The following is a 16,903-nucleotide window of genomic DNA, read 5'->3' as shown; positions in this document are numbered from 1 at the left end:
TGTCCGCACAACGCGCAACAACAAAACGTAACGCGCGCCCGCATTACGGTTCGTGCGTTCAGGCCCCGCGCTACAGTCCCAACTCACCCCACATCGCGTCCACCCTCGCCTTCACCGCCGCGTCCATGACGATCGGCGTGCCCCATTCGCGGCTGGTCTCGCCTGGCCACTTGTTGGTCGCATCCAGCCCCATCTTGCTGCCCAGGCCGGCGACCGGGCTGGCGAAATCGAGGTAATCAATGGGCGTGTTGTCGACCAGCGTGGTGTCGCGGGTGGCGTCCATGCGCGTGGTGAGCGCCCAGATCACCTCCTTCCAGTCGCGGATGTTCACGTCCTCGTCCACCACGATGATGAACTTGGTGTACATGAACTGGCGCAGAAAGCTCCAGATGCCGAACATCACGCGCTTGGCATGGCCCGGGTACTGCTTGCGGATGCTGACCACCGCCAGGCGGTACGAGCAGCCCTCAGGCGGCAGGTAGAAATCCACGATCTCGGTGAACTGCTTCTGCAGCAGCGGCACGAAGACCTCGTTGAGCGCCACGCCCAGCATCGCCGGCTCGTCGGGCGGCTTGCCGGTGTAGGTGCTGTGGTAAATCGGATCGCGGCGCAGGGTGATGCGCTCGATGGTGAACACGGGGAAGTCGGAGACCTCGTTGTAATAGCCCGTATGGTCGCCGTAGGGGCCTTCAGGCGCCATGTCGTTCGGGTGGATCGCGCCTTCGAGCACGATCTCGGCCGAGGCCGGCACCTGCAGGTCGTTGCCCAGGCACTTCACCAGCTCGGTCTTGGCGCCACGCAGCAGGCCGGCGAACTGGTACTCCGAGATCGAATCCGGCACCGGCGTCACCGCGCCGAGGATGGTCGCCGGGTCGCAACCGAGCACCACCGAGATCGGAAAAGGCTCGCCCGGATGCGCGCGCTGATGCTCGAGGAAGTCGAGCGCGCCGCCGCGATGCGCCAGCCAGCGCATGATCACGCGGTTGCGGCCGATCACCTGCTGGCGGTAGATGCCCAGGTTCTGGCGCTTCTTGTGCGGCCCGCGCGTCACCACCAGGCCCCAGGTGATCAGCGGCGCGGCGTCGCCGGGCCAGCAGTGCTGGATGGGCAGCCTCGCCAGGTCGACCTCGTCCCCCTCCCACACCACCTGCTGGCAGGGCGCGGAACGCACTTCCTTGGGCGCCATGTTGAGCACCTGCTTGAGCACCGGCAGCTTCTCCCAGGCGTCCTTCAGGCCCTTGGGCGGCTCGGGCTCCTTCAGGTAGGCGAGCAGCTTGCCCACCTCGCGCAGTGGCGTGCTCCAGTTGCCGTCGGCGACGTCCTCGCCCATGCCCATCGCCACCCGCTGCGGGGTGCCGAAGAGGTTGGCGAGCACCGGGATCGACTGCGGCACACCCTTCGTCACCGGCTTCTCGAACAGCAGGGCCGGGCCGCCGGCACGCAGCACGCGGTCGGCGATCTCGGTCATCTCGAGGTGGGTGTCGACCGGGACGGTGATGCGCTTGAGCTCGCCGCGCGCCTCGAGCTGGGAGATGAAGTCGCGCAGGTCGTCGTATTTCATTCGGGCGTCTCGTGTTGGATGCGTGGCATGGGCGGGCGAGCCCTGGTCAGGCATTGACGCGCCCGCCGGCGCGAAGTTGTGGTCACACGCGAGCGTACGTGCTGGGTGCAGTCACGCTCGAACAGGTGTGCTCAGCGATGGGCATTGATCGCGTCGCGGGTCTCCAGCGCGACCTTCCGTGCGGCCTCGGCGAAGTCCTCGCCCTTGCCGGCATACAGCACCGCACGCGAGGAGTTGATCATCAACCCGGCGCCCTTCGCCGTGCGCCCCGCCGCCAGCGTGGCGGCGATGTCGCCGCCCTGGGCGCCGATCCCCGGCACCAGCAGCGGCAGATTGCCGGTCAGTTCGCGCACGCGGGCGATCTCGGCCGGGAAGGTGGCACCGACGACCAGGCCACAGTTCCCGCTCGCGTTCCAGTCCTCCGCAACGGTGCGCGCAACATGTTCGTAGAGCTTCATGCGGCCCTTCGGCGTATCGACCTCCAGGAACTGCAGGTCCGACCCGCCCGGGTTGGAGGTGCGGCACAGCAGGATCACGCCCTTGTCGGGGTAGGCCAGGTAAGGATCGACCGAGTCGCGGCCCATGTACGGATTGACCGTGATCGCGTCGGCCTTGAAGCGTTCGAAGGCCTCGATGGCGTACTGCTCGGCGGTACTGCCGATATCGCCTCGTTTGGCGTCGAGGATGACCGGGGTGTCGGGGTGAGCCGCATGGATGTGCTCGATCAGGGCCTCAAGCTGCTCCTCCGCGCGGTGGGCGGCGAAGTAGGCGATCTGCGGCTTGAAGCAGCACACCAGGTCGGCAGTGGCGTCGACGATCTGCGTGCAGAACGCGAGGATCGCATCCGGGCGCCCCCGCAGATGGGTGGGGAATTTTGCGGGATCGGGGTCGAGGCCGACACAGAGCAGGCTGTTGCGCTGCAGCCAGGCGGCTTCCAGAGCGGTCATGAAGTGCATGGGATGTCCGGTAGGAGGTGCGAAATCATCGCGGGCGGAAGAGCGCACACCCGCAGGCGGCGCCCTGCGCTCACGCTGCGCACTGGAGGAGGTCGAAGAAGATGCCGGCAAACACGACGGCACCGAACCAGTTGTTGTGGCGGAAAGCCTTGAAACATCCGGCCCGCGCACGTCCCCGGATCAGGGTGTAGTGATAGCCCGCGATCACCGAGGCGGCAGCAAGGCCAAGGTAGTAGACGAATCCGGCACCGATCATGCCCCCGACCACACCCAGCAGCACGACCGCGGCGCCATAGCACAACATCACCGCGGCGACATCGTAGCGACCAAAGGTGATCGCAGCCGTGCGAATGCCGAGCCGGAGGTCGTCCGGGCGGTCCACCATGGCGTATTCGGTATCGTAGGCGATGGTCCAGAAGGTGTTGGCCAACAGCATCACCCACGCCAGCGCGGGCACCTCGCCCAGCACTGCCGCAAACCCCATCGGGATCGAAAAACCGAAGGCCAGTCCCAGGTAGGCCTGCGGCAGCGCGAAGAAGCGCTTGGTGAACGGATAGCTGCCGGCCAGGAACAATGCCGGAATGGAAAGCCAGATCACCAGCGAGCCCAGCGGCAGCACGAGCAGGAAGGCCACCGCGGAAAGCCCCGCTGCCAGCCACAGGGCCTCGCCTGCACGGACACGGCCGGTTGCGAGCGGGCGATCGAGCGTGCGCTCCACGTGACCGTCGATGTCGCGGTCAGCATAGTCGTTGATCACGCAACCTGCGGAGCGCATCAGGAAGGTGCCGATCACGAAGATCACCAGGATGTGCAAGGGCGGCAGTCCGCCGGCCGCCACCCACAGCGCCCACAGGGTGGGCCACAGCAGCAGCAGGGTGCCGATCGGCTTGTCGATCCGCATCAAGCGGACATAGTGGGGCAACTTGTCGTGCAGGCTCATGCCGAACGTCATCGGGGCAGTTCCAGGATTTCGGGCAGGAAGGCTTCGCTCACCATCAGTGCGCTGCCGCGCAGGAGAAAGATCGAGCGCCGCGCCCACAAGGCGCGCGGCACGAACTGTCCCGGGGCATGGTGGGCCAGTGCGGCTTGGGCGCGATGATACCGCGCATCGCGCCTGTCCAGACGGCGACAGGCGAGCGGCAGACGGCTGATCTCAGGATCGGAGAACAGGGCCTGCCCGAGCGGGCGCGAGCCCATGCCATGAAAGAGGTTCCAGGTCCCGCGCACGTTGCGCCGCGGCAGCAGCGAGCGTGCGAACACCACCGGCCGACCATCGGCGAGCAGCAGGACCTCGCGCAGCCAGGCGCGCTCGCCTGGCCGCAGGCCGAGCAGCAAGGCCTCGTCACGATGCACCCGCGCCAGTCGCTGGCACACCACCTGCACGGCGAAGCGCCCGCAACGTGCCCGGATGCGTGCGGTGAGCGAACCCGGATCGCGCAGCCACGGGCGCAAGGCCTCGGGTATGCCGGCACGCGGTGGATGGGCCAGCCAGGTTTCGTGGCGCGGCCCGGTATGGAGAGGAAAGGCGATCAGCGGACGCATGGTTCGGATTGGGTGACGCGCGGCGCTCAGGCCCGCAACAGGGCCTCCCGCCCGCCCAGCCAGCGCACCATCAGGGCCTCGGCGGCGGCCGGCTCGCGTCGCAGGAGATCTTCAGCAAGTGCGCGCGCAGGCTCGATCAGGTCGGCATCGGCTTCGAGGTCTGCGTAACGCAGCAGCGGCACGCCGCTCTGGCGCGCGCCGACGAACTCACCCGGGCCACGGATTCCCAGATCCTCGCGCGCAATCGCGAAGCCATCGGTGTTCTCGTAGATCACTCTCAGGCGCGCACGGCCAGTCGCGGAGAGTGGCTGGGCGTAGATCAGGATGCACTCCGACTCCGCCGTACCGCGCCCGACCCGGCCGCGCAACTGGTGCAGTTGCGCGAGCCCGAAGCGTTCCGCATGCTCGATCACCATCAGGCTGGCATTGGGCACATCCACACCGACCTCGATCACGGTGGTGGCCACCAGCACATCGAGCTCCGCCGCCGCAAACGCCGCCATTGTGGTGGACTTCTCGTCGTTCTTCAGGCGGCCATGGATCAGCCCGATGCGCAACTCCGGCAGGGCCTCAACCAGTGCCGCCCAGGTGTCCTGCGCCGTCTGCAGTTGCAGGGCCTCGGATTCCTCGATCAGCGGGCACACCCAGTAGGCTTGCCGCCCCCCCAGGCAGGCCGCGCGCATGCGCGCCACGACCTGTTCACGGCGCGCCTCGGAGACCAGCCGGGTGCGGATCGGGGTACGGCCTGGAGGCAGTTCATCGAGCACCGACACGTCGAGATCGGCGTAATGGGTCATCGCCAGCGTACGCGGGATCGGCGTCGCCGACATCATCAGCATGTGCGGACGCCGCCCTCCTTCGCCCTTCTCGCGCAGCGCCAGGCGCTGGCGCACACCGAAGCGGTGCTGCTCATCGACCACCGCGAGCGCCAGCCGTGGCAGGGTCACCGGATCTTCGATCAGCGCATGCGTGCCCACGGCAAGCAGCACCTCGCCACTGGCCAGACGGGCCAGTGCGGCCTCGCGCTCGCGCTTCCTGCGTCCGCCCGACAGCCAGGCGACTTCGACGCCCAGCGGCGCGAGCCAGGCCGAGAGCTTTCTCCAGTGCTGCTCCGCGAGAATCTCGGTGGGCGCCATCATCGCGGCCTGCCAGCCATTCTCGGCGGCTTGCAGCATCGCGAGCGCAGCCACCAGGGTCTTGCCCGAGCCCACATCGCCCTGCAGCAGGCGCTGCATCGGGTGCGGCGCGGCGAGATCGGCGGCGATCTCGCTCCAGGCACGCGCCTGCGCGCCCGTCGGCCGGAAGGGCAGGGTGTCGAGCAGCGCCGCGGTCAGGACTGCGCGCGCCGGCAGCGCCACCGCCGAGCGCGCGCGGCGTGCGAGGTAGGCACGGCGCAGCGACAGCTGCTGCACCAGCAGTTCCTCGAACTTCATCCGCCGCCAGGCGGGATGAGTCCGACGCTCAAGGGCATCGGGAGCGGCGTCCGGCGCAGGGTGATGGAGTGCATGCAGGGCATCCGCGAGGCCTGGAAGCCCGAGGCGCTGCAGCCACTCTTCGGGCAGCAACTCGTCCAGGGGCTCCGTCTGCAGCGCACGATCGACCAGCTTGCGTAAAGTCGCCTGCCCCACGCCGGCCGTGGTCGGATAGACCGGGGTCAGGGCCTGCGGCAACGGCTCGCCCGCGTCGACGCTGCGCACCCGTGGATGCACCATCTCGTCGCCGAAGAACCCGCCGCGGACCTCGCCGAACAGGCGGACCCGCCGACCCGGCGCAAGCTGCTTCTGCTGCGAGGGGTAGAAGTTCAGCCAGCGCGCCACCAGGGTTCCGCTACCGTCCCCGACCCGCGCCACGAGCTGGCGCCGCGGGCGCAGCATGATCTCGCACGACACCACCTCGCCCTCCACCTGCGCCGGCAAACCAGGCCGCGCTGCCCCGATGGGGGTGAGCCGCGTTTCGTCCTCATAGCGCAAGGGCAAGTGCAGCAGCACGTCGCGTGGCGCGCGGAGATCGAGCCTGGCGAGGCGGGCCGCAAGCGCCCCACCCACGCCGGCCCAGCCCTGCGGCTGCAACGCCGGAGCAGGCGATTTCGCTTGCCCCGCCGTCAGGCTCCCCCCCCTCACGCCAGACCCTTCACACCTGCGCCTTGAGCCTGGCCCTGCTCAATCGACCACGAGCACCAGGTCTGCCTCGACCAGCGCACCCCGCGGGAGCTCGCGCACCCCAACGGTCGCGCGCGCCGGATAGGGCTCGGCGAAGCAGGACTTCATGACCTCATTGACGACGCCGAAATTCGACAGGTCGGTGAGATAGATGGTGATCTTGACCACATCCGCGAACGAGCCGCCCGCAGCCTCGGCCACCGCCTGCAGGTTTGCAAACACGCGTTGCGCCTGCGCCTCCACCCCCTCGACCATCTCCATGGTCACGGGATCCAGGCCGATCTGCCCCGACAGGAACACCTGGTTGCCGGCCTTGACGGCCTGCGAATAGGGGCCGATCGCGGCCGGTGCGTTGGGGGTGGAAATGATCTGACGGGCCACGGACTTGCCTCCGGAATCACAAAAGCGTGATTGTACCCGCGCCTGCCGGGGGCGCACGCACCGCCCGCTGCGCCCGAAGGCACGGCGGGCGAACTGCCTCGCGAATCGGCCCCATCCGCACAGGGCCGCTCGCGCTCAAGCCTGGGCGCGCAGGGTGATGTCGCAGCCCAGGCGGTTGATCACCTTCTGCATGCCAACCCGCGCGCCAACGTTGATCACCAGCGGCGCGACGAAATTGGCCCGTAGCCCGGCCGAGGCGGGTCCGCTCGACGGCCCGTCGTCCTTGCGCACGATCACCGCGACCGCGGCATCCTCGGGCGACTGAAGCTTCAGCATGGCGACCTCCTCGTCGCTCAGCTGGAACTCGAGGTTGATGCCGAGCCGCTCGGGCAAGGTGATCGAGAACGCCGCCTGAGGGTCGTCGACGCTCTGCAACAGGAGTACCTCGGCGCCCCCGCCCTCTTCGTGCACGAGCGCAAAACGCCTGCACTCCTCGAAGCCCGGCAAGCCCATCGGGAACTCGATGATCTTGTCCTCGGGCACTTCCGCACTGCCAAACATCGGACTCTTGATCTGCATTGGCTCACCCTCTCCTCAAAAATGGATGCATCGTCCCCCCTGTGGGGCCTTGCACGCCGTGAAGGCAGTCACGGCGCATCAATTCGAACGCGGCGGCGGCACGAGCACGCCCGCGCCATGACCGCCCTCGCGCAACTTGCGGCGCGCCCGCTCCGCAGCGTCCCGGTCGGCAAAGGGGCCCAGGACGACACGGCTCTGGATGCCCGCAGCGTACCCTTCCGCCGCCAGCCGCTCGTAGAGCTGCAGGGCATTGGCCGGGTCGCCGAAGACCCCTAGCTGAATCCGGTAGCCCGGGCCGCCGCCACTCGCGGCGGCGTGCGGCAACAGCACACCCTCGGGCACTTCCGGCACGGAAGGAGGGGTGCTGGCCGGCGCAGCGGGATTCTCGGCGCTGGCAGGCGCAGGGCTTGCAGCGGGCTCCAGAGAAACCTCGGGGTGATCGAGCGCCAGTGCGGTGGACGTCTCCACCGGCACTGGCACCACCGCAGGCAACCGAGACGGAGCGACACTTTCGGCGGCCGGTGGGGCGGCCGGTGGGGCGACCGGTGGGGCGGCCTGCGGCCAGGGGGCCGGCACCTCAGGCCGGGCACTCAGCAACAAGGCCGCAAGACCGAGCGCCACCGCTGCGGCCAGCGCTGCCGTGGCGCGCAACAACAGTACGCGCCGTGGAGCGGTCAGACGTGCGCTCATGTCCCCCCCTCGCCCCGCCGACTCAAGGAAAGCACAAGCTCCGCCTCGGCGAGCGTGATGCCGCAGCGGGCCGCGATCATCTCCGCATTGAGCCCCTGTGAGGCAAGCAGCAGCGCTTCGGAGTACTCTGGCGAACTCGCGGGCTGTACCCTGATGCGGTCGAGTTCATCCTGCAGCGCAGTGACATCCTCTACCAGCCGGGTGATCTCCTGCTGCTGCAAGGCGACCAGATCGCGCTGCGCCTGGAACTCCTGGCGTAGCCGGGAATTCTCCAGCTGCAGCGCAAAGACCTCCGCTTCGGCTCCACCACCCGGCTGCTCGGCAGACCCGGCTCCAGACGAGCCATACCCGCCGGCCGCCGGCTCCGCAGGCGCCGGCGCAACGACAGGGCGGGAGGCCAGCACCGGCGCGTACTCGAAATCACCCTCGTCCAGTCCATCCTCATCATCTGCAATCGTCGCATTGGCACCCGCCTCCTCCGACTCACGCGGGCCGGCCGGCCCGGTCGGCCCGCGTGCCGGAGCCTGCACGTGGGCAGCGCCAGGCTCGCGCGGGGCACGCAAGGCGCGCACGAACTGCCAGCTCGCGTAGCCAAGCAAAGCGATCACGGCCAGCCAGAGCAGATCGCGCAGGCTCATGTGCGTACGCGCCCCTCTTCCACCGCGGAAAGCGGGATGTGGAACGGGGGCGTGCGCGAGGCGGAGGGGAAAGAAGGCGTTATCGTTCTGCGCATGGGCGACGTGTCGGGCTCGATGCACCGATAATACTTGCCCCTATCCCCACCGACAAACGACAAGCCCGGTGCATGCGAATGGAACTCGAGCTGACCTCCCTGCTGTTCTGGCTGAAGAAGGCGCTGGCCGTGGCTGCGCTGCCGCCGCTGATGCCCTTGCTGCCCATCGTTGCCGGCCTGCTGCTGCTCGAGCGCCGCCCCCGCCTCGGCCGATGCTTCGCCTGGACCGGCGTGGTCCTGAGCCTGGCGCTGGTGACGCCCGCAAGCGTGAACTGGCTCGTGGCCCGGGCCGAATACCCGCATGCGCTCGCGCCGGGTGCCGCACAGGACGCGGAAGCCATCGTCGTTCTCGGCGCCGGGCGGCGCAAGCATGCGCCCGAGTTTGGCGGCGACACCGTCAACCGCCTCGCGCTCGAGCGTCTGCGCTATGCGGCCCGCCTTGCGCGCGAGACCGGGCTCCCGGTCCTGGCCAGCGGCGGTGCCCCGCAAGGAGGCGTACCGGAGGCCGTGCTGATGCAACGCAGCCTGCGCGAGGACTTCGGCATCAGCCCGCGCTGGCTGGAGTCCGCATCGCGCGACACGCGGGAGAACGCACGCTTTTCGGCAACCCACCTCCAGGCTGCGGGCGTGCGCAGCATCCTTCTGGTCACGCACGCCATGCACATGGAGCGCGCACGTGCGGAATTCGAAGCGGCCGGGCTGAGAGTGACTCCCGCGCCGACGGCGTGGCTGGGCGGAGGGGGCGGCAACGGCGCGGAAGAACAGGGCCTGCAGTTCATCCCCGGGCAGAACACCGCCTACGCTGCGTGGTTCGCACTGCACGAGTTGCTCGGCCAGCTTGCCTATCGCCTGTCGCGCTGAATCTCACATGCGAGGGCCGGAAAGAACGAACCCGCAACGGTTGAGGAAACCGGTTGCGGGTCCTGTTACGGGTTGGCCTGCTGGCAGCGCGGGCGACTGCAGGCCGGCCGCCGGGTTGCTCAACCGCCGAAATCGTCGAGCATGATGTTCTCGCGTTCGACGCCGAGATCCAGCAGCATCTTGATCACTGCCGCGTTCATCATCGGAGGGCCGCACATGTAGAACTCGCAGTCCTCGGGGGCCGGGTGGTCCTTGAGGTAGTGCTCGTACAACACGTTGTGGATGAAACCGGTATAGCCGGTCCAGTTGTCCTCGGGGAGCGGGTCGGAGAGCGCCAGGTGCCACTTGAAGTTGGGGTTCTCCGCGGCAAGCTTGTCGAATTCGTCGACGTAGAAGGCCTCGCGCATCGAGCGCGCGCCGTACCAGAATGTGATCTTGCGCGTGCTATGCAGGCGCTTCAACTGGTCGAAGATATGCGAGCGCATCGGCGCCATGCCCGCGCCGCCGCCAACGAAGACCATCTCGTTGTCGGTCTCGCGCGCGAAGAACTCGCCGAAGGGGCCGTACACCGTGACCTTGTCGCCCTTCTTGAGGTTGAATACCCAGGACGACATCTTGCCCGGCGGGATGTCGTCGCGACCCGGCGGGGGCGAGGCGACACGGATGTTGAACTTCACCACGCCCTTTTCGCCCGGGTAGTTCGCCATCGAGTACGCGCGGATGGTGGTCTCGTCCACCTTGGAGACATAGCGCCACAGGTTGAATTTGTCCCAGTCGCCGCGGAATTTCTCCTGGATGTCGAAATCCTTGTAATTGACCACGTGCGGCGGGCACTCGAGCTGCACGTAACCGCCGGCGCGGAAGGCAACGTCCTCGCCCTCGGGCAGGCGCAGCGTCAGCTCCTTGATGAAGGTCGCCACGTTGGGGTTGGACTCGACGGTACACTCCCACTTCTTGACGCCGAAGACCTCCTCCGGCACCTCGATCTTCATGTCCTGCTTGACCGGGGTCTGGCAGGACAGGCGCCAGCCTTCCTTGGCGTCACGCTTGGTGAAGTGCGACTCCTCGGTGGGCAGCATCGAGCCGCCACCTTCGGTGACGACGCACTTGCACTGCGCGCAGGTACCGCCACCGCCGCAGGCCGAGGGCAGGAAAAGTCCACTCTCGGCCAGGGTCTGCAGCAGCTTGCCGCCCGCCGGCACGGTGATCTTCTTCTCGCCGTTGATGTCGATGGTGACGTCACCCGACGACACCAGCTTCGAGCGGGCGGCGATGATGAACACGGCCAGCGCGAGCACGATGGCGGTGAACATCCCGATGCCCAGAATGATTTCGGTATTCATCGTTTCACGGTCTCCTTACAGCTGCACGCCCGAGAAGGACATGAAGCCCAGCGACATCAGGCCGATGGTGATGAAGGTGATGCCCAAGCCCTGCAGGCCCTCAGGCACGTCGCTGTACTTGAGCTTCTCGCGGATGCCGGCGAGCAGTGCGATCGCCAGCGCCCAGGAGAACCCAGAGCCCAGGCCATACACCACACTTTCGGAGAAGTTGTAGTCACGTTCGACCATGAACAACGTGCCGCCCATGATCGCGCAGTTCACCGTGATCAGCGGCAGGAACACACCGAGCGCGTTGTAGAGGCTGGGCACGTACTTGTCGAGCAGCATCTCCAGGATCTGCACGATCGCCGCGATGACGCCGATGTAGGACAGCAGCCCGAGGAAGGACAGATCGACATCCGGCAGGCCTGCCCACGCCAGTGCGCCGTCACGCAGCAGGTAGGTGTAGATCAGGTTATTGGCCGGCATCGTGATGGTCTGCACGACCACCACGGCGATACCGAGTCCGATCGCGGTCTCTACCTTCTTCGAGATCGCGATGAAGGTGCACATGCCGAGGAAGAAGGCGAGCGCCATGTTCTCGATGAACACGGCCCGCACGAAGAGGCTCAGATAGTGCTCCATGTCAGTAAGCCTCCTTTTCCACGACTTGCGGCGCCATGCGGAAGCTCGGTTCCTCGACCTGCTCGGTCCGCCAGGCGCGCAGCCCCCAGATCAGCAGGCCGATCAGGAAGAACGCAGAGGGCGGCAGCAGCAGCAGGCCGTTGGGCACGTACCAGCCGCCATCCTTGGCGAGCGCGATGATCTCGACGCCGAACAGCTTGCCGGCACCGAAGAGCTCACGGATCACGCCCAGGGTGAGCAGCACCACGCTGTAGCCGAGACCGTTGCCGATGCCGTCCATGAACGAGAGCATGGGCGGGTTCTGCATGGCGAAGGCTTCGGCGCGGCCCATCACGATGCAGTTCGTGATGATGAGGCCGACGAACACCGAGAGTTGCTTGGACAGGCCATAGGCGTAGGCCTTGAGGATCTGATCCACCACGATGACCAGCGACGCGATGATCACCATCTGCACGATCATGCGGATCGAGCTCGGGATCTGGTTGCGGATCATCGAGATGAACAGGTTGGAGAAGCCGGTCACCAGCGTGAGCGCAATCGACATCACGAGCGCGGTCTGCAGGTTCGACGTCACCGCGAGCGCCGAGCAGATGCCAAGGATCTGCAGGCCGATCGGGTTATTGGCGAAGACCGGATTGAACAGGACTTCCTTGACGGTCGGTTTGGCCATTTTCAAGCCCCCTGTTGGGTACGCAGCTTGGCGAGCAGCGGGCCGAAGCCCTGTTCACCAAGCCAGAATTGGATCAGGCGGTCGACACCGTTGCTGGTCAGGGTGGCGCCGGCAAGTGCGTCGACCTGGTGCTTCGCGTCCGGGCTAGCGGGGTCGACGCCACCCTTGACGATGCGGATCACCGGCTTGCCGGACGCGTCGAAGAGCTCCTTGCCAGGCCACTGCGCCTTCCAGTTCGGGTTGTCGACCTCGCCGCCGAGACCGGGGGTTTCGGCGTGCTGATAGAAGCCCATACCCACCACGGTGTTGAGATCGCCCTTCACCGCCATGAAGCCGTGCAGCGTGGACCACAGGCCGTAACCGCGAATGGGCAGAATCAGGGTCTCGAGCTCGCCCTCGCGCTGGACCATGTACACCGTGGTGTAGCGCTCACGGCGCTTGATCATGGCGATGTCCTGCTCGCCCGGCAGCGCATCGGACAGCGCCGGATCGCGCGCGGCCTTGAGCGGGTCGAACGTCGCCGGATCCTTCGCATCGGTGAACTGGCCGGTTTCCAGATCCACCACCTTGGCACTGATGCGCTCGGCGAACAGATCCTTGACCTCGCGGCCGGACATGCCCGCTTCGCCCAGGCCGGCGATGGACAGGATGCTGCGTTGCTTGTCGAGCTGGCGGTTCTCGATCTGCACCGGCTTCAGCGACACCGCTGCGCCGGCGACGAAGACCGAACTGACGAGACTGACCGCGAGCGCCACCAGCAGCGTACGGCTCGTCGATTCTTTCTTAGACATTGCGCGCGAGCCTCCGCTTGATGTTGGCCGCGACCACGAAGTGGTCGATCAGCGGTGCACACAGGTTGCCGAACAGGATGGCGAGCATGATGCCTTCCGGGAAGGCCGGGTTGACCACGCGGATCAGCACGGTCATCACGCCGATCAGCGCACCGAAGATCCACTTTCCGGTATTGGTCATCGAAGCCGATACCGGATCGGTGGCCATGAAGATCATGCCGAAGGCGAAGCCCCCCATCACCAGGTGCCAGTGCCAGGGAACGGCAAACATGGCGTTGGTATCGGAGCCGATGGCATTGAACAGCAGGCTGGTCGCGATCATGCCCACCATCACGCCGGAAACGATGCGCCACGAGGCAATCTTCATCCCCAGCAGCACCACGCCGCCCAACAGGATGGCGAGCGTGCTGGTCTCGCCGATCGAACCATGCACCGTGCCGAGGAACGCGCTCATCCAGTCGATGCCGTTGCCGAGCACCGCCTCGATGCCGCCCGAGGCGCCGAGCGAAAGCATGGTTGCGCCGGTATAGCCATCGACTGCGGTCCACACCGCATCGCCCGACATCTCGGCCGGGTAGGCGAAATACAAGAAGGCACGGCCGGTGAGCGCCGGGTTGAGGAAGTTCTTGCCGGTGCCGCCGAAGACTTCCTTGCCGATCACCACGCCGAAGCTGATCCCGAGCGCGACCTGCCACAGCGGGATATCCGGCGGGCAGGTGAGGGCGAACAGCACCGAGGTGACGAAGAAGCCCTCGTTGACCTCATGCTTGCGGATCGAAGCGAACAACACCTCCCAGAAGCCGCCGACGATGAAGGTAGTGAGATAAACAGGCAGGAAGTACGTCGCCCCGTGGAGGAAGTTCGCCCACAGGCTGGCCGGATCCAGCCCCGCCAGCGCGCCGGTGAGTGCGATGCGCCAGCCCTCCTGCGCCGCCATCAGGTCGGCATTGGCTGCGAGGATGCTGTTGGCCTGGTAGCCGACGTTCCACATGCCGAAGAACATGGCGGGGAAGGTGCACAGCCACACCGTGATCATCATGCGCTTGAGGTCGAGACCGTCACGCACGTGGGCCGTGGTACGGGTGACGCTGGCCGGTTTGAACAGACCGGTGTCGACGGCTTCGTACAGGGCATAGTACTTCTCGTACTTGCCGCCCTTCTCGAAGTGATGCTCGATGCTGTCGAGCCAGGAGCGCAGACTCATGCTCAACCCTCCTTCTCGATGCGCGTGAGATTGTCACGCAGGATGGGACCGTACTCGTACTTGCCGGCGCACACGTAGGTGCACAGCGCGAGATCTTCCTCGTCCAGTTCCAGACAGCCGAGCTTCTGGGCGGTTTCGGTGTCGCCGACGATCAGCGCGCGCAGCAACTGCGTAGGCAGCATGTCGAGCGGCATCACCTCTTCGTAGTTCCCGATCGGCACCATCGCACGCGGACTGCCGTTGGTGCTGGTGGTGAAGTTGAACAGCTTGCCGGGAGAAAGCCTGGAGATGTACAGCGGGAGCACCGAGTGCTTCTCGGCCCCTGCACGCAGGTAATGCAGCATCTCGCGGTCGGTACCCTCTTGAAGGCAGGACACCTGCAGGTGATAACGTCCCAGGTAGGCACAGGCACCACGGGAAGTGCGCCCTCCGAACACAGAACCCGAGATCACGCGCACCTTGCAGCCAGTCTTGAGTTCTCCTGCGGTGAGTTCGTCCAGACTAGCGCCCAGACGCGCCCGCAGCAGGCGGGGTTTTTCAACCATGGGACCGGCAATCGCCACGACGCGCTCGGTCCACAACCGCCCGGTGGCGAACAGCTTGCCGATCGCGATCACGTCCTGGTAGTTGAGCGACCACACCGATTTCTCGGCATGCACCGGATCGAGGAAATGAATGTGTGTCCCCGCAAGGCCCGCCGGATGCGGCCCGGCGAAGGCTTCGGTACGCACGTTTGAGAGGCCGGCACACGGCATCTGCGTGCCCTCGGCGTGGCAAACCATGACCGGCGCGATGCGCGCAAGCACGCGAGCACCGCGCGCGAAATCGTCCTTATGCTCTCCAATAACCACCGTCGGGTCGGCCGCAAGCGGATGGGTGTCCATCGCGGTGACGAAGATCGACTTCGGCTGCGCATCGATCGCGGGCACCTTGCTGAACGGCCGCGTACGCAGCGCAGTCCACAGACCCGACTCGATCAGGCCCTCGCGCACCTTCTGCGGGTCGAGCCCGTCGATCTCGCTATCGCCGTAGCGCGCGAACTCGACGGCCTCATCGCCTTCGAGATCGATCACCACCGACTGCAGCACGCGCTGATCACCGCGATGGATGGCGCTGACCGTGCCGGCGCCCGGCGCAGTAAACACCACGCCCGGCGTCTTCTTGTCGGAAAAAAGGACCTGCCCGAGCTTCACCCGGTCGCCGACCTGCACTGCCATGGTCGGCTTCATGCCGTGGTAGTCGAAGCCGATGACGGCCACGCTGCGCACCGGACGTCCGTCCTCGATCCGCTGCGCGGGCGCGCCGGTGATGGGCAGGTCCAGGCCGCGTTTGATTCTTATCATGCGCTTTTCGCCCATAGACTCGTGGGAATGGACGAGGCCGCCCTGGATCTGCGCACCTGCCCCCTCGGCAAGCGGCTGAAGTGACGGCCTCGCGTCGATAAACGCACGAATTATAAAAGATTGTTACCCCGGGATCACGCCGAGAGCGTGTTGACGTTCACGTCATCCGTGTTATCCACACGCCAACCAGGGCCCGCCGCGAGCAACCAGCGGCGCTCACGGCGGAGAAGGACAGAAGCGATCAGCAGCGCTCGAAGACGCCTGCAGCCCCCATGCCCGTGCCGATGCACATGCTGATCATGCCGTGGCGCAGCCCCGGGTCGCGCTGCATCGCCGCCATCAGCGTCGCGGTGCGGATTGCCCCCGTAGCGCCCAACGGGTGGCCCAGTGCGATCGCGCCCCCGAGCGGGTTCACCTTCGCCGGGTCCATCTCAAGCTGACGCATCACCGCCAGCGCCTGGGCGGCAAAGGCCTCGTTGAGCTCGGTCCAGCCGATGTCCGCCATCGTCACTCCGGCGCGCGCGAGCGCACGCGGGATCGCCTCCACCGGACCGATACCCATGACCTCGGGCGGCACGCCGGCGACGGCGAAGCTGGCGAAGCGTGCGATCGGCCGCACGTCGTAGCGCTTCACCGCGGCCTCGCTCATCAGCAGGACCGCAGCAGCGCCATCGGACATCTGCGAGCTGTTGCCCGCCGTGACCGAGCCGCGCGCGGAAAACACCGGGCGCAGCTTGCCGAGCTTTTCCACCGCGGAGTCGGGGCGCGGCCCCTCGTCATGCTCGAGCACACGCTCGCTGATGCGCACCGCGCCATCGCCGCCGGGCACATGCGACTGCACCGCGTAGGGCACGATCTCGCTCGCGAAGTGGCCCGCCGCAATCGCCGCGCAGGCACGGCGGTGCGACTCGACCGCAAAGGCATCCTGGTCCTCGCGACTCACCCCCCACTGCTGCGCGACCTTCTCGGCGGTCAGACCCATGCCATATGCGATCGCGACATTTTCCGCATGCGCAAAAATCTCGGGGTTGAGGCTGACTTTGTTGCCCATCATCTGTGGCATCGCACTCATGCTCTCGGTGCCGGCGGCAATCATGACGTCCGCCTCGCCCAAGCGGATACGGTTGGCGGCATCGGCCACCGACTGCAGGCCCGAGGCGCAGAAGCGGTTTATCGTGAGGCCCGGCACGCCGTCGGGAAGGCCCGCCAGCAGCAAGCCGATGCGCGACACGTTCATGCCCTGCTCAGCCTCCGGCATCGCACAACCGGTGATGACGTCGCCAATCTCGTTGGCGTCGAGGTTGGGCACCTTGGCCACCACCGCGCGCAGCACCTTCGCCAGCAGGTCGTCGGGGCGCACGTAACGGAAAGCCCCATTGCGCTTGGCGACCGGCGTGCGCACCGCGGCGACGATGTAGGCGTCCTGAATCTGTTTGCTCATGCTTGTTTCCTCAATCCGTTGCCGT

Annotated in this window: 17 protein-coding genes; 1 reads left to right on the top strand and 16 read right to left on the bottom strand. The window is 66.7% G+C overall.

Annotation, left to right across the window (positions count from 1 at the left end):
• Window positions 1-70: 70 nt before the first annotated feature.
• The 9 genes from ubiD to ACPT9U_RS06105 form a co-directional block, all read right to left on the bottom strand.
• A complete protein-coding gene (gene ubiD, locus ACPT9U_RS06145) occupies window positions 71-1,561 on the bottom strand; it encodes a 4-hydroxy-3-polyprenylbenzoate decarboxylase (protein ID WP_435750242.1) in 1,491 nt (496 codons plus the stop codon).
• 131 nt (window positions 1,562-1,692) lie between these two features.
• Window positions 1,693-2,517 (bottom strand): orotidine-5'-phosphate decarboxylase, encoded by an 825-nt coding sequence (gene pyrF, locus ACPT9U_RS06140; RefSeq protein WP_435750241.1) that lies wholly within the window; start codon window positions 2,515-2,517, stop codon window positions 1,693-1,695.
• 70 nt (window positions 2,518-2,587) lie between these two features.
• Window positions 2,588-3,469 (bottom strand): 4-hydroxybenzoate octaprenyltransferase, encoded by an 882-nt coding sequence (ubiA, locus tag ACPT9U_RS06135; RefSeq protein ID WP_435750240.1) that lies wholly within the window; start codon window positions 3,467-3,469, stop codon window positions 2,588-2,590.
• Entirely contained in the window at window positions 3,466-4,059 is a 594-nt protein-coding gene (locus tag ACPT9U_RS06130; RefSeq protein ID WP_435750239.1) for a chorismate--pyruvate lyase family protein, read from the bottom strand. The genes ubiA and ACPT9U_RS06130 overlap by 4 nt, the downstream gene beginning before the upstream one ends.
• Before the next feature lie 26 nt (window positions 4,060-4,085).
• Window positions 4,086-6,128 carry an ATP-dependent DNA helicase RecG gene (gene recG, locus ACPT9U_RS06125; protein ID WP_418364327.1) on the bottom strand — a complete coding sequence of 681 codons (2,043 nt, stop codon included), beginning with the start codon at window positions 6,126-6,128 and terminating at the stop codon, window positions 4,086-4,088.
• Between the two features lie 90 nt (window positions 6,129-6,218).
• Complete coding sequence (locus ACPT9U_RS06120; protein ID WP_435750238.1) at window positions 6,219-6,599, bottom strand: RidA family protein; 381 nt, start codon at window positions 6,597-6,599, stop codon at window positions 6,219-6,221.
• Between the two features lie 135 nt (window positions 6,600-6,734).
• The gene (gene fliW, locus ACPT9U_RS06115; protein WP_435750237.1) at window positions 6,735-7,178 is read right to left on the bottom strand and encodes a flagellar assembly protein FliW; all 444 of its coding nucleotides are present in this window, start codon (window positions 7,176-7,178) and stop codon (window positions 6,735-6,737) included.
• Window positions 7,179-7,256: 78 nt separating this feature from the next.
• Entirely contained in the window at window positions 7,257-7,868 is a 612-nt protein-coding gene (locus ACPT9U_RS06110) for an SPOR domain-containing protein (protein WP_435750236.1), read from the bottom strand.
• Window positions 7,865-8,506: a DUF2802 domain-containing protein gene (locus ACPT9U_RS06105; RefSeq protein ID WP_435750235.1), complete on the bottom strand. Its 642-nt coding sequence runs from the start codon at window positions 8,504-8,506 to the stop codon at window positions 7,865-7,867. Before ACPT9U_RS06105 ends, ACPT9U_RS06110 begins: the two co-directional genes overlap by 4 nt.
• 173 nt (window positions 8,507-8,679) lie before the next feature.
• Between ACPT9U_RS06105 and ACPT9U_RS06100 the strand changes: the two genes are divergently transcribed.
• Entirely contained in the window at window positions 8,680-9,462 is a 783-nt protein-coding gene (locus ACPT9U_RS06100) for a YdcF family protein (protein ID WP_435750234.1), read from the top strand.
• Between the two features lie 119 nt (window positions 9,463-9,581).
• Here ACPT9U_RS06100 and nqrF read toward each other — a convergent pair whose 3' ends face one another.
• The 7 genes from nqrF to ACPT9U_RS06065 form a co-directional block, all read right to left on the bottom strand.
• Window positions 9,582-10,805, bottom strand: coding sequence for an NADH:ubiquinone reductase (Na(+)-transporting) subunit F (gene nqrF / locus ACPT9U_RS06095; RefSeq protein WP_418364333.1), 1,224 nt, complete (start codon window positions 10,803-10,805; stop codon window positions 9,582-9,584).
• Between the two features lie 15 nt (window positions 10,806-10,820).
• Window positions 10,821-11,429: an NADH:ubiquinone reductase (Na(+)-transporting) subunit E gene (gene nqrE / locus ACPT9U_RS06090; protein ID WP_418364334.1), complete on the bottom strand. Its 609-nt coding sequence runs from the start codon at window positions 11,427-11,429 to the stop codon at window positions 10,821-10,823.
• Window position 11,430: 1 nt separating this feature from the next.
• Window positions 11,431-12,099, bottom strand: a complete 669-nt coding sequence (locus tag ACPT9U_RS06085) for an NADH:ubiquinone reductase (Na(+)-transporting) subunit D (RefSeq protein ID WP_418364335.1) — start codon at window positions 12,097-12,099, stop codon at window positions 11,431-11,433.
• Between the two features lie 2 nt (window positions 12,100-12,101).
• Window positions 12,102-12,890: a Na(+)-translocating NADH-quinone reductase subunit C gene (locus ACPT9U_RS06080; RefSeq protein ID WP_435750233.1), complete on the bottom strand. Its 789-nt coding sequence runs from the start codon at window positions 12,888-12,890 to the stop codon at window positions 12,102-12,104.
• Window positions 12,883-14,094: an NADH:ubiquinone reductase (Na(+)-transporting) subunit B gene (locus tag ACPT9U_RS06075; RefSeq protein WP_418364337.1), complete on the bottom strand. Its 1,212-nt coding sequence runs from the start codon at window positions 14,092-14,094 to the stop codon at window positions 12,883-12,885. The genes ACPT9U_RS06080 and ACPT9U_RS06075 overlap by 8 nt, the downstream gene beginning before the upstream one ends.
• Before the next feature lie 2 nt (window positions 14,095-14,096).
• On the bottom strand, window positions 14,097-15,437 hold the full coding sequence (locus ACPT9U_RS06070) for a Na(+)-translocating NADH-quinone reductase subunit A (protein ID WP_435750232.1): 1,341 nt from the start codon (window positions 15,435-15,437) through the stop codon (window positions 14,097-14,099).
• Window positions 15,438-15,678: 241 nt separating this feature from the next.
• A complete protein-coding gene (locus ACPT9U_RS06065) occupies window positions 15,679-16,878 on the bottom strand; it encodes an acetyl-CoA C-acyltransferase (protein ID WP_435750230.1) in 1,200 nt (399 codons plus the stop codon).
• Between the last annotated feature and the right edge of the window lie 25 nt (window positions 16,879-16,903).

The sequence above is a fragment of the Thauera sp. AutoDN2 genome (genome assembly GCF_051280715.1).
Taxonomy (GTDB): Bacteria; Pseudomonadota; Gammaproteobacteria; order Burkholderiales; family Rhodocyclaceae; genus Thauera.
The sequence above is the reverse complement of the archived record's forward strand: the minus strand, read 5'-3'. Positions and strand labels throughout refer to the sequence as shown.

What these genes read in the sequence shown, in the direction of transcription:
- ubiD (WP_435750242.1), bottom strand. Translation starts at nt 1,561, where the DNA reads ATGAAATACGACGACCTGCGCGACTTCATCTCCCAGCTCGAGGCGCGC.
- pyrF (WP_435750241.1), bottom strand. Translation starts at nt 2,517, where the DNA reads ATGCACTTCATGACCGCTCTGGAAGCCGCCTGGCTGCAGCGCAACAGC.
- ubiA (WP_435750240.1), bottom strand. Translation starts at nt 3,469, where the DNA reads ATGACGTTCGGCATGAGCCTGCACGACAAGTTGCCCCACTATGTCCGC.
- ACPT9U_RS06130 (WP_435750239.1), bottom strand. Translation starts at nt 4,059, where the DNA reads ATGCGTCCGCTGATCGCCTTTCCTCTCCATACCGGGCCGCGCCACGAA.
- fliW (WP_435750237.1), bottom strand. Translation starts at nt 7,178, where the DNA reads ATGCAGATCAAGAGTCCGATGTTTGGCAGTGCGGAAGTGCCCGAGGAC.
- ACPT9U_RS06110 (WP_435750236.1), bottom strand. Translation starts at nt 7,868, where the DNA reads ATGAGCGCACGTCTGACCGCTCCACGGCGCGTACTGTTGTTGCGCGCC.
- ACPT9U_RS06105 (WP_435750235.1), bottom strand. Translation starts at nt 8,506, where the DNA reads ATGAGCCTGCGCGATCTGCTCTGGCTGGCCGTGATCGCTTTGCTTGGC.
- ACPT9U_RS06100 (WP_435750234.1), top strand. Translation starts at nt 8,680, where the DNA reads ATGGAACTCGAGCTGACCTCCCTGCTGTTCTGGCTGAAGAAGGCGCTG.
- nqrF (WP_418364333.1), bottom strand. Translation starts at nt 10,805, where the DNA reads ATGAATACCGAAATCATTCTGGGCATCGGGATGTTCACCGCCATCGTG.
- nqrE (WP_418364334.1), bottom strand. Translation starts at nt 11,429, where the DNA reads ATGGAGCACTATCTGAGCCTCTTCGTGCGGGCCGTGTTCATCGAGAAC.
- ACPT9U_RS06085 (WP_418364335.1), bottom strand. Translation starts at nt 12,099, where the DNA reads ATGGCCAAACCGACCGTCAAGGAAGTCCTGTTCAATCCGGTCTTCGCC.
- ACPT9U_RS06080 (WP_435750233.1), bottom strand. Translation starts at nt 12,890, where the DNA reads ATGTCTAAGAAAGAATCGACGAGCCGTACGCTGCTGGTGGCGCTCGCG.
- ACPT9U_RS06075 (WP_418364337.1), bottom strand. Translation starts at nt 14,094, where the DNA reads ATGAGTCTGCGCTCCTGGCTCGACAGCATCGAGCATCACTTCGAGAAG.
- ACPT9U_RS06070 (WP_435750232.1), bottom strand. Translation starts at nt 15,437, where the DNA reads ATGATAAGAATCAAACGCGGCCTGGACCTGCCCATCACCGGCGCGCCC.
- ACPT9U_RS06065 (WP_435750230.1), bottom strand. Translation starts at nt 16,878, where the DNA reads ATGAGCAAACAGATTCAGGACGCCTACATCGTCGCCGCGGTGCGCACG.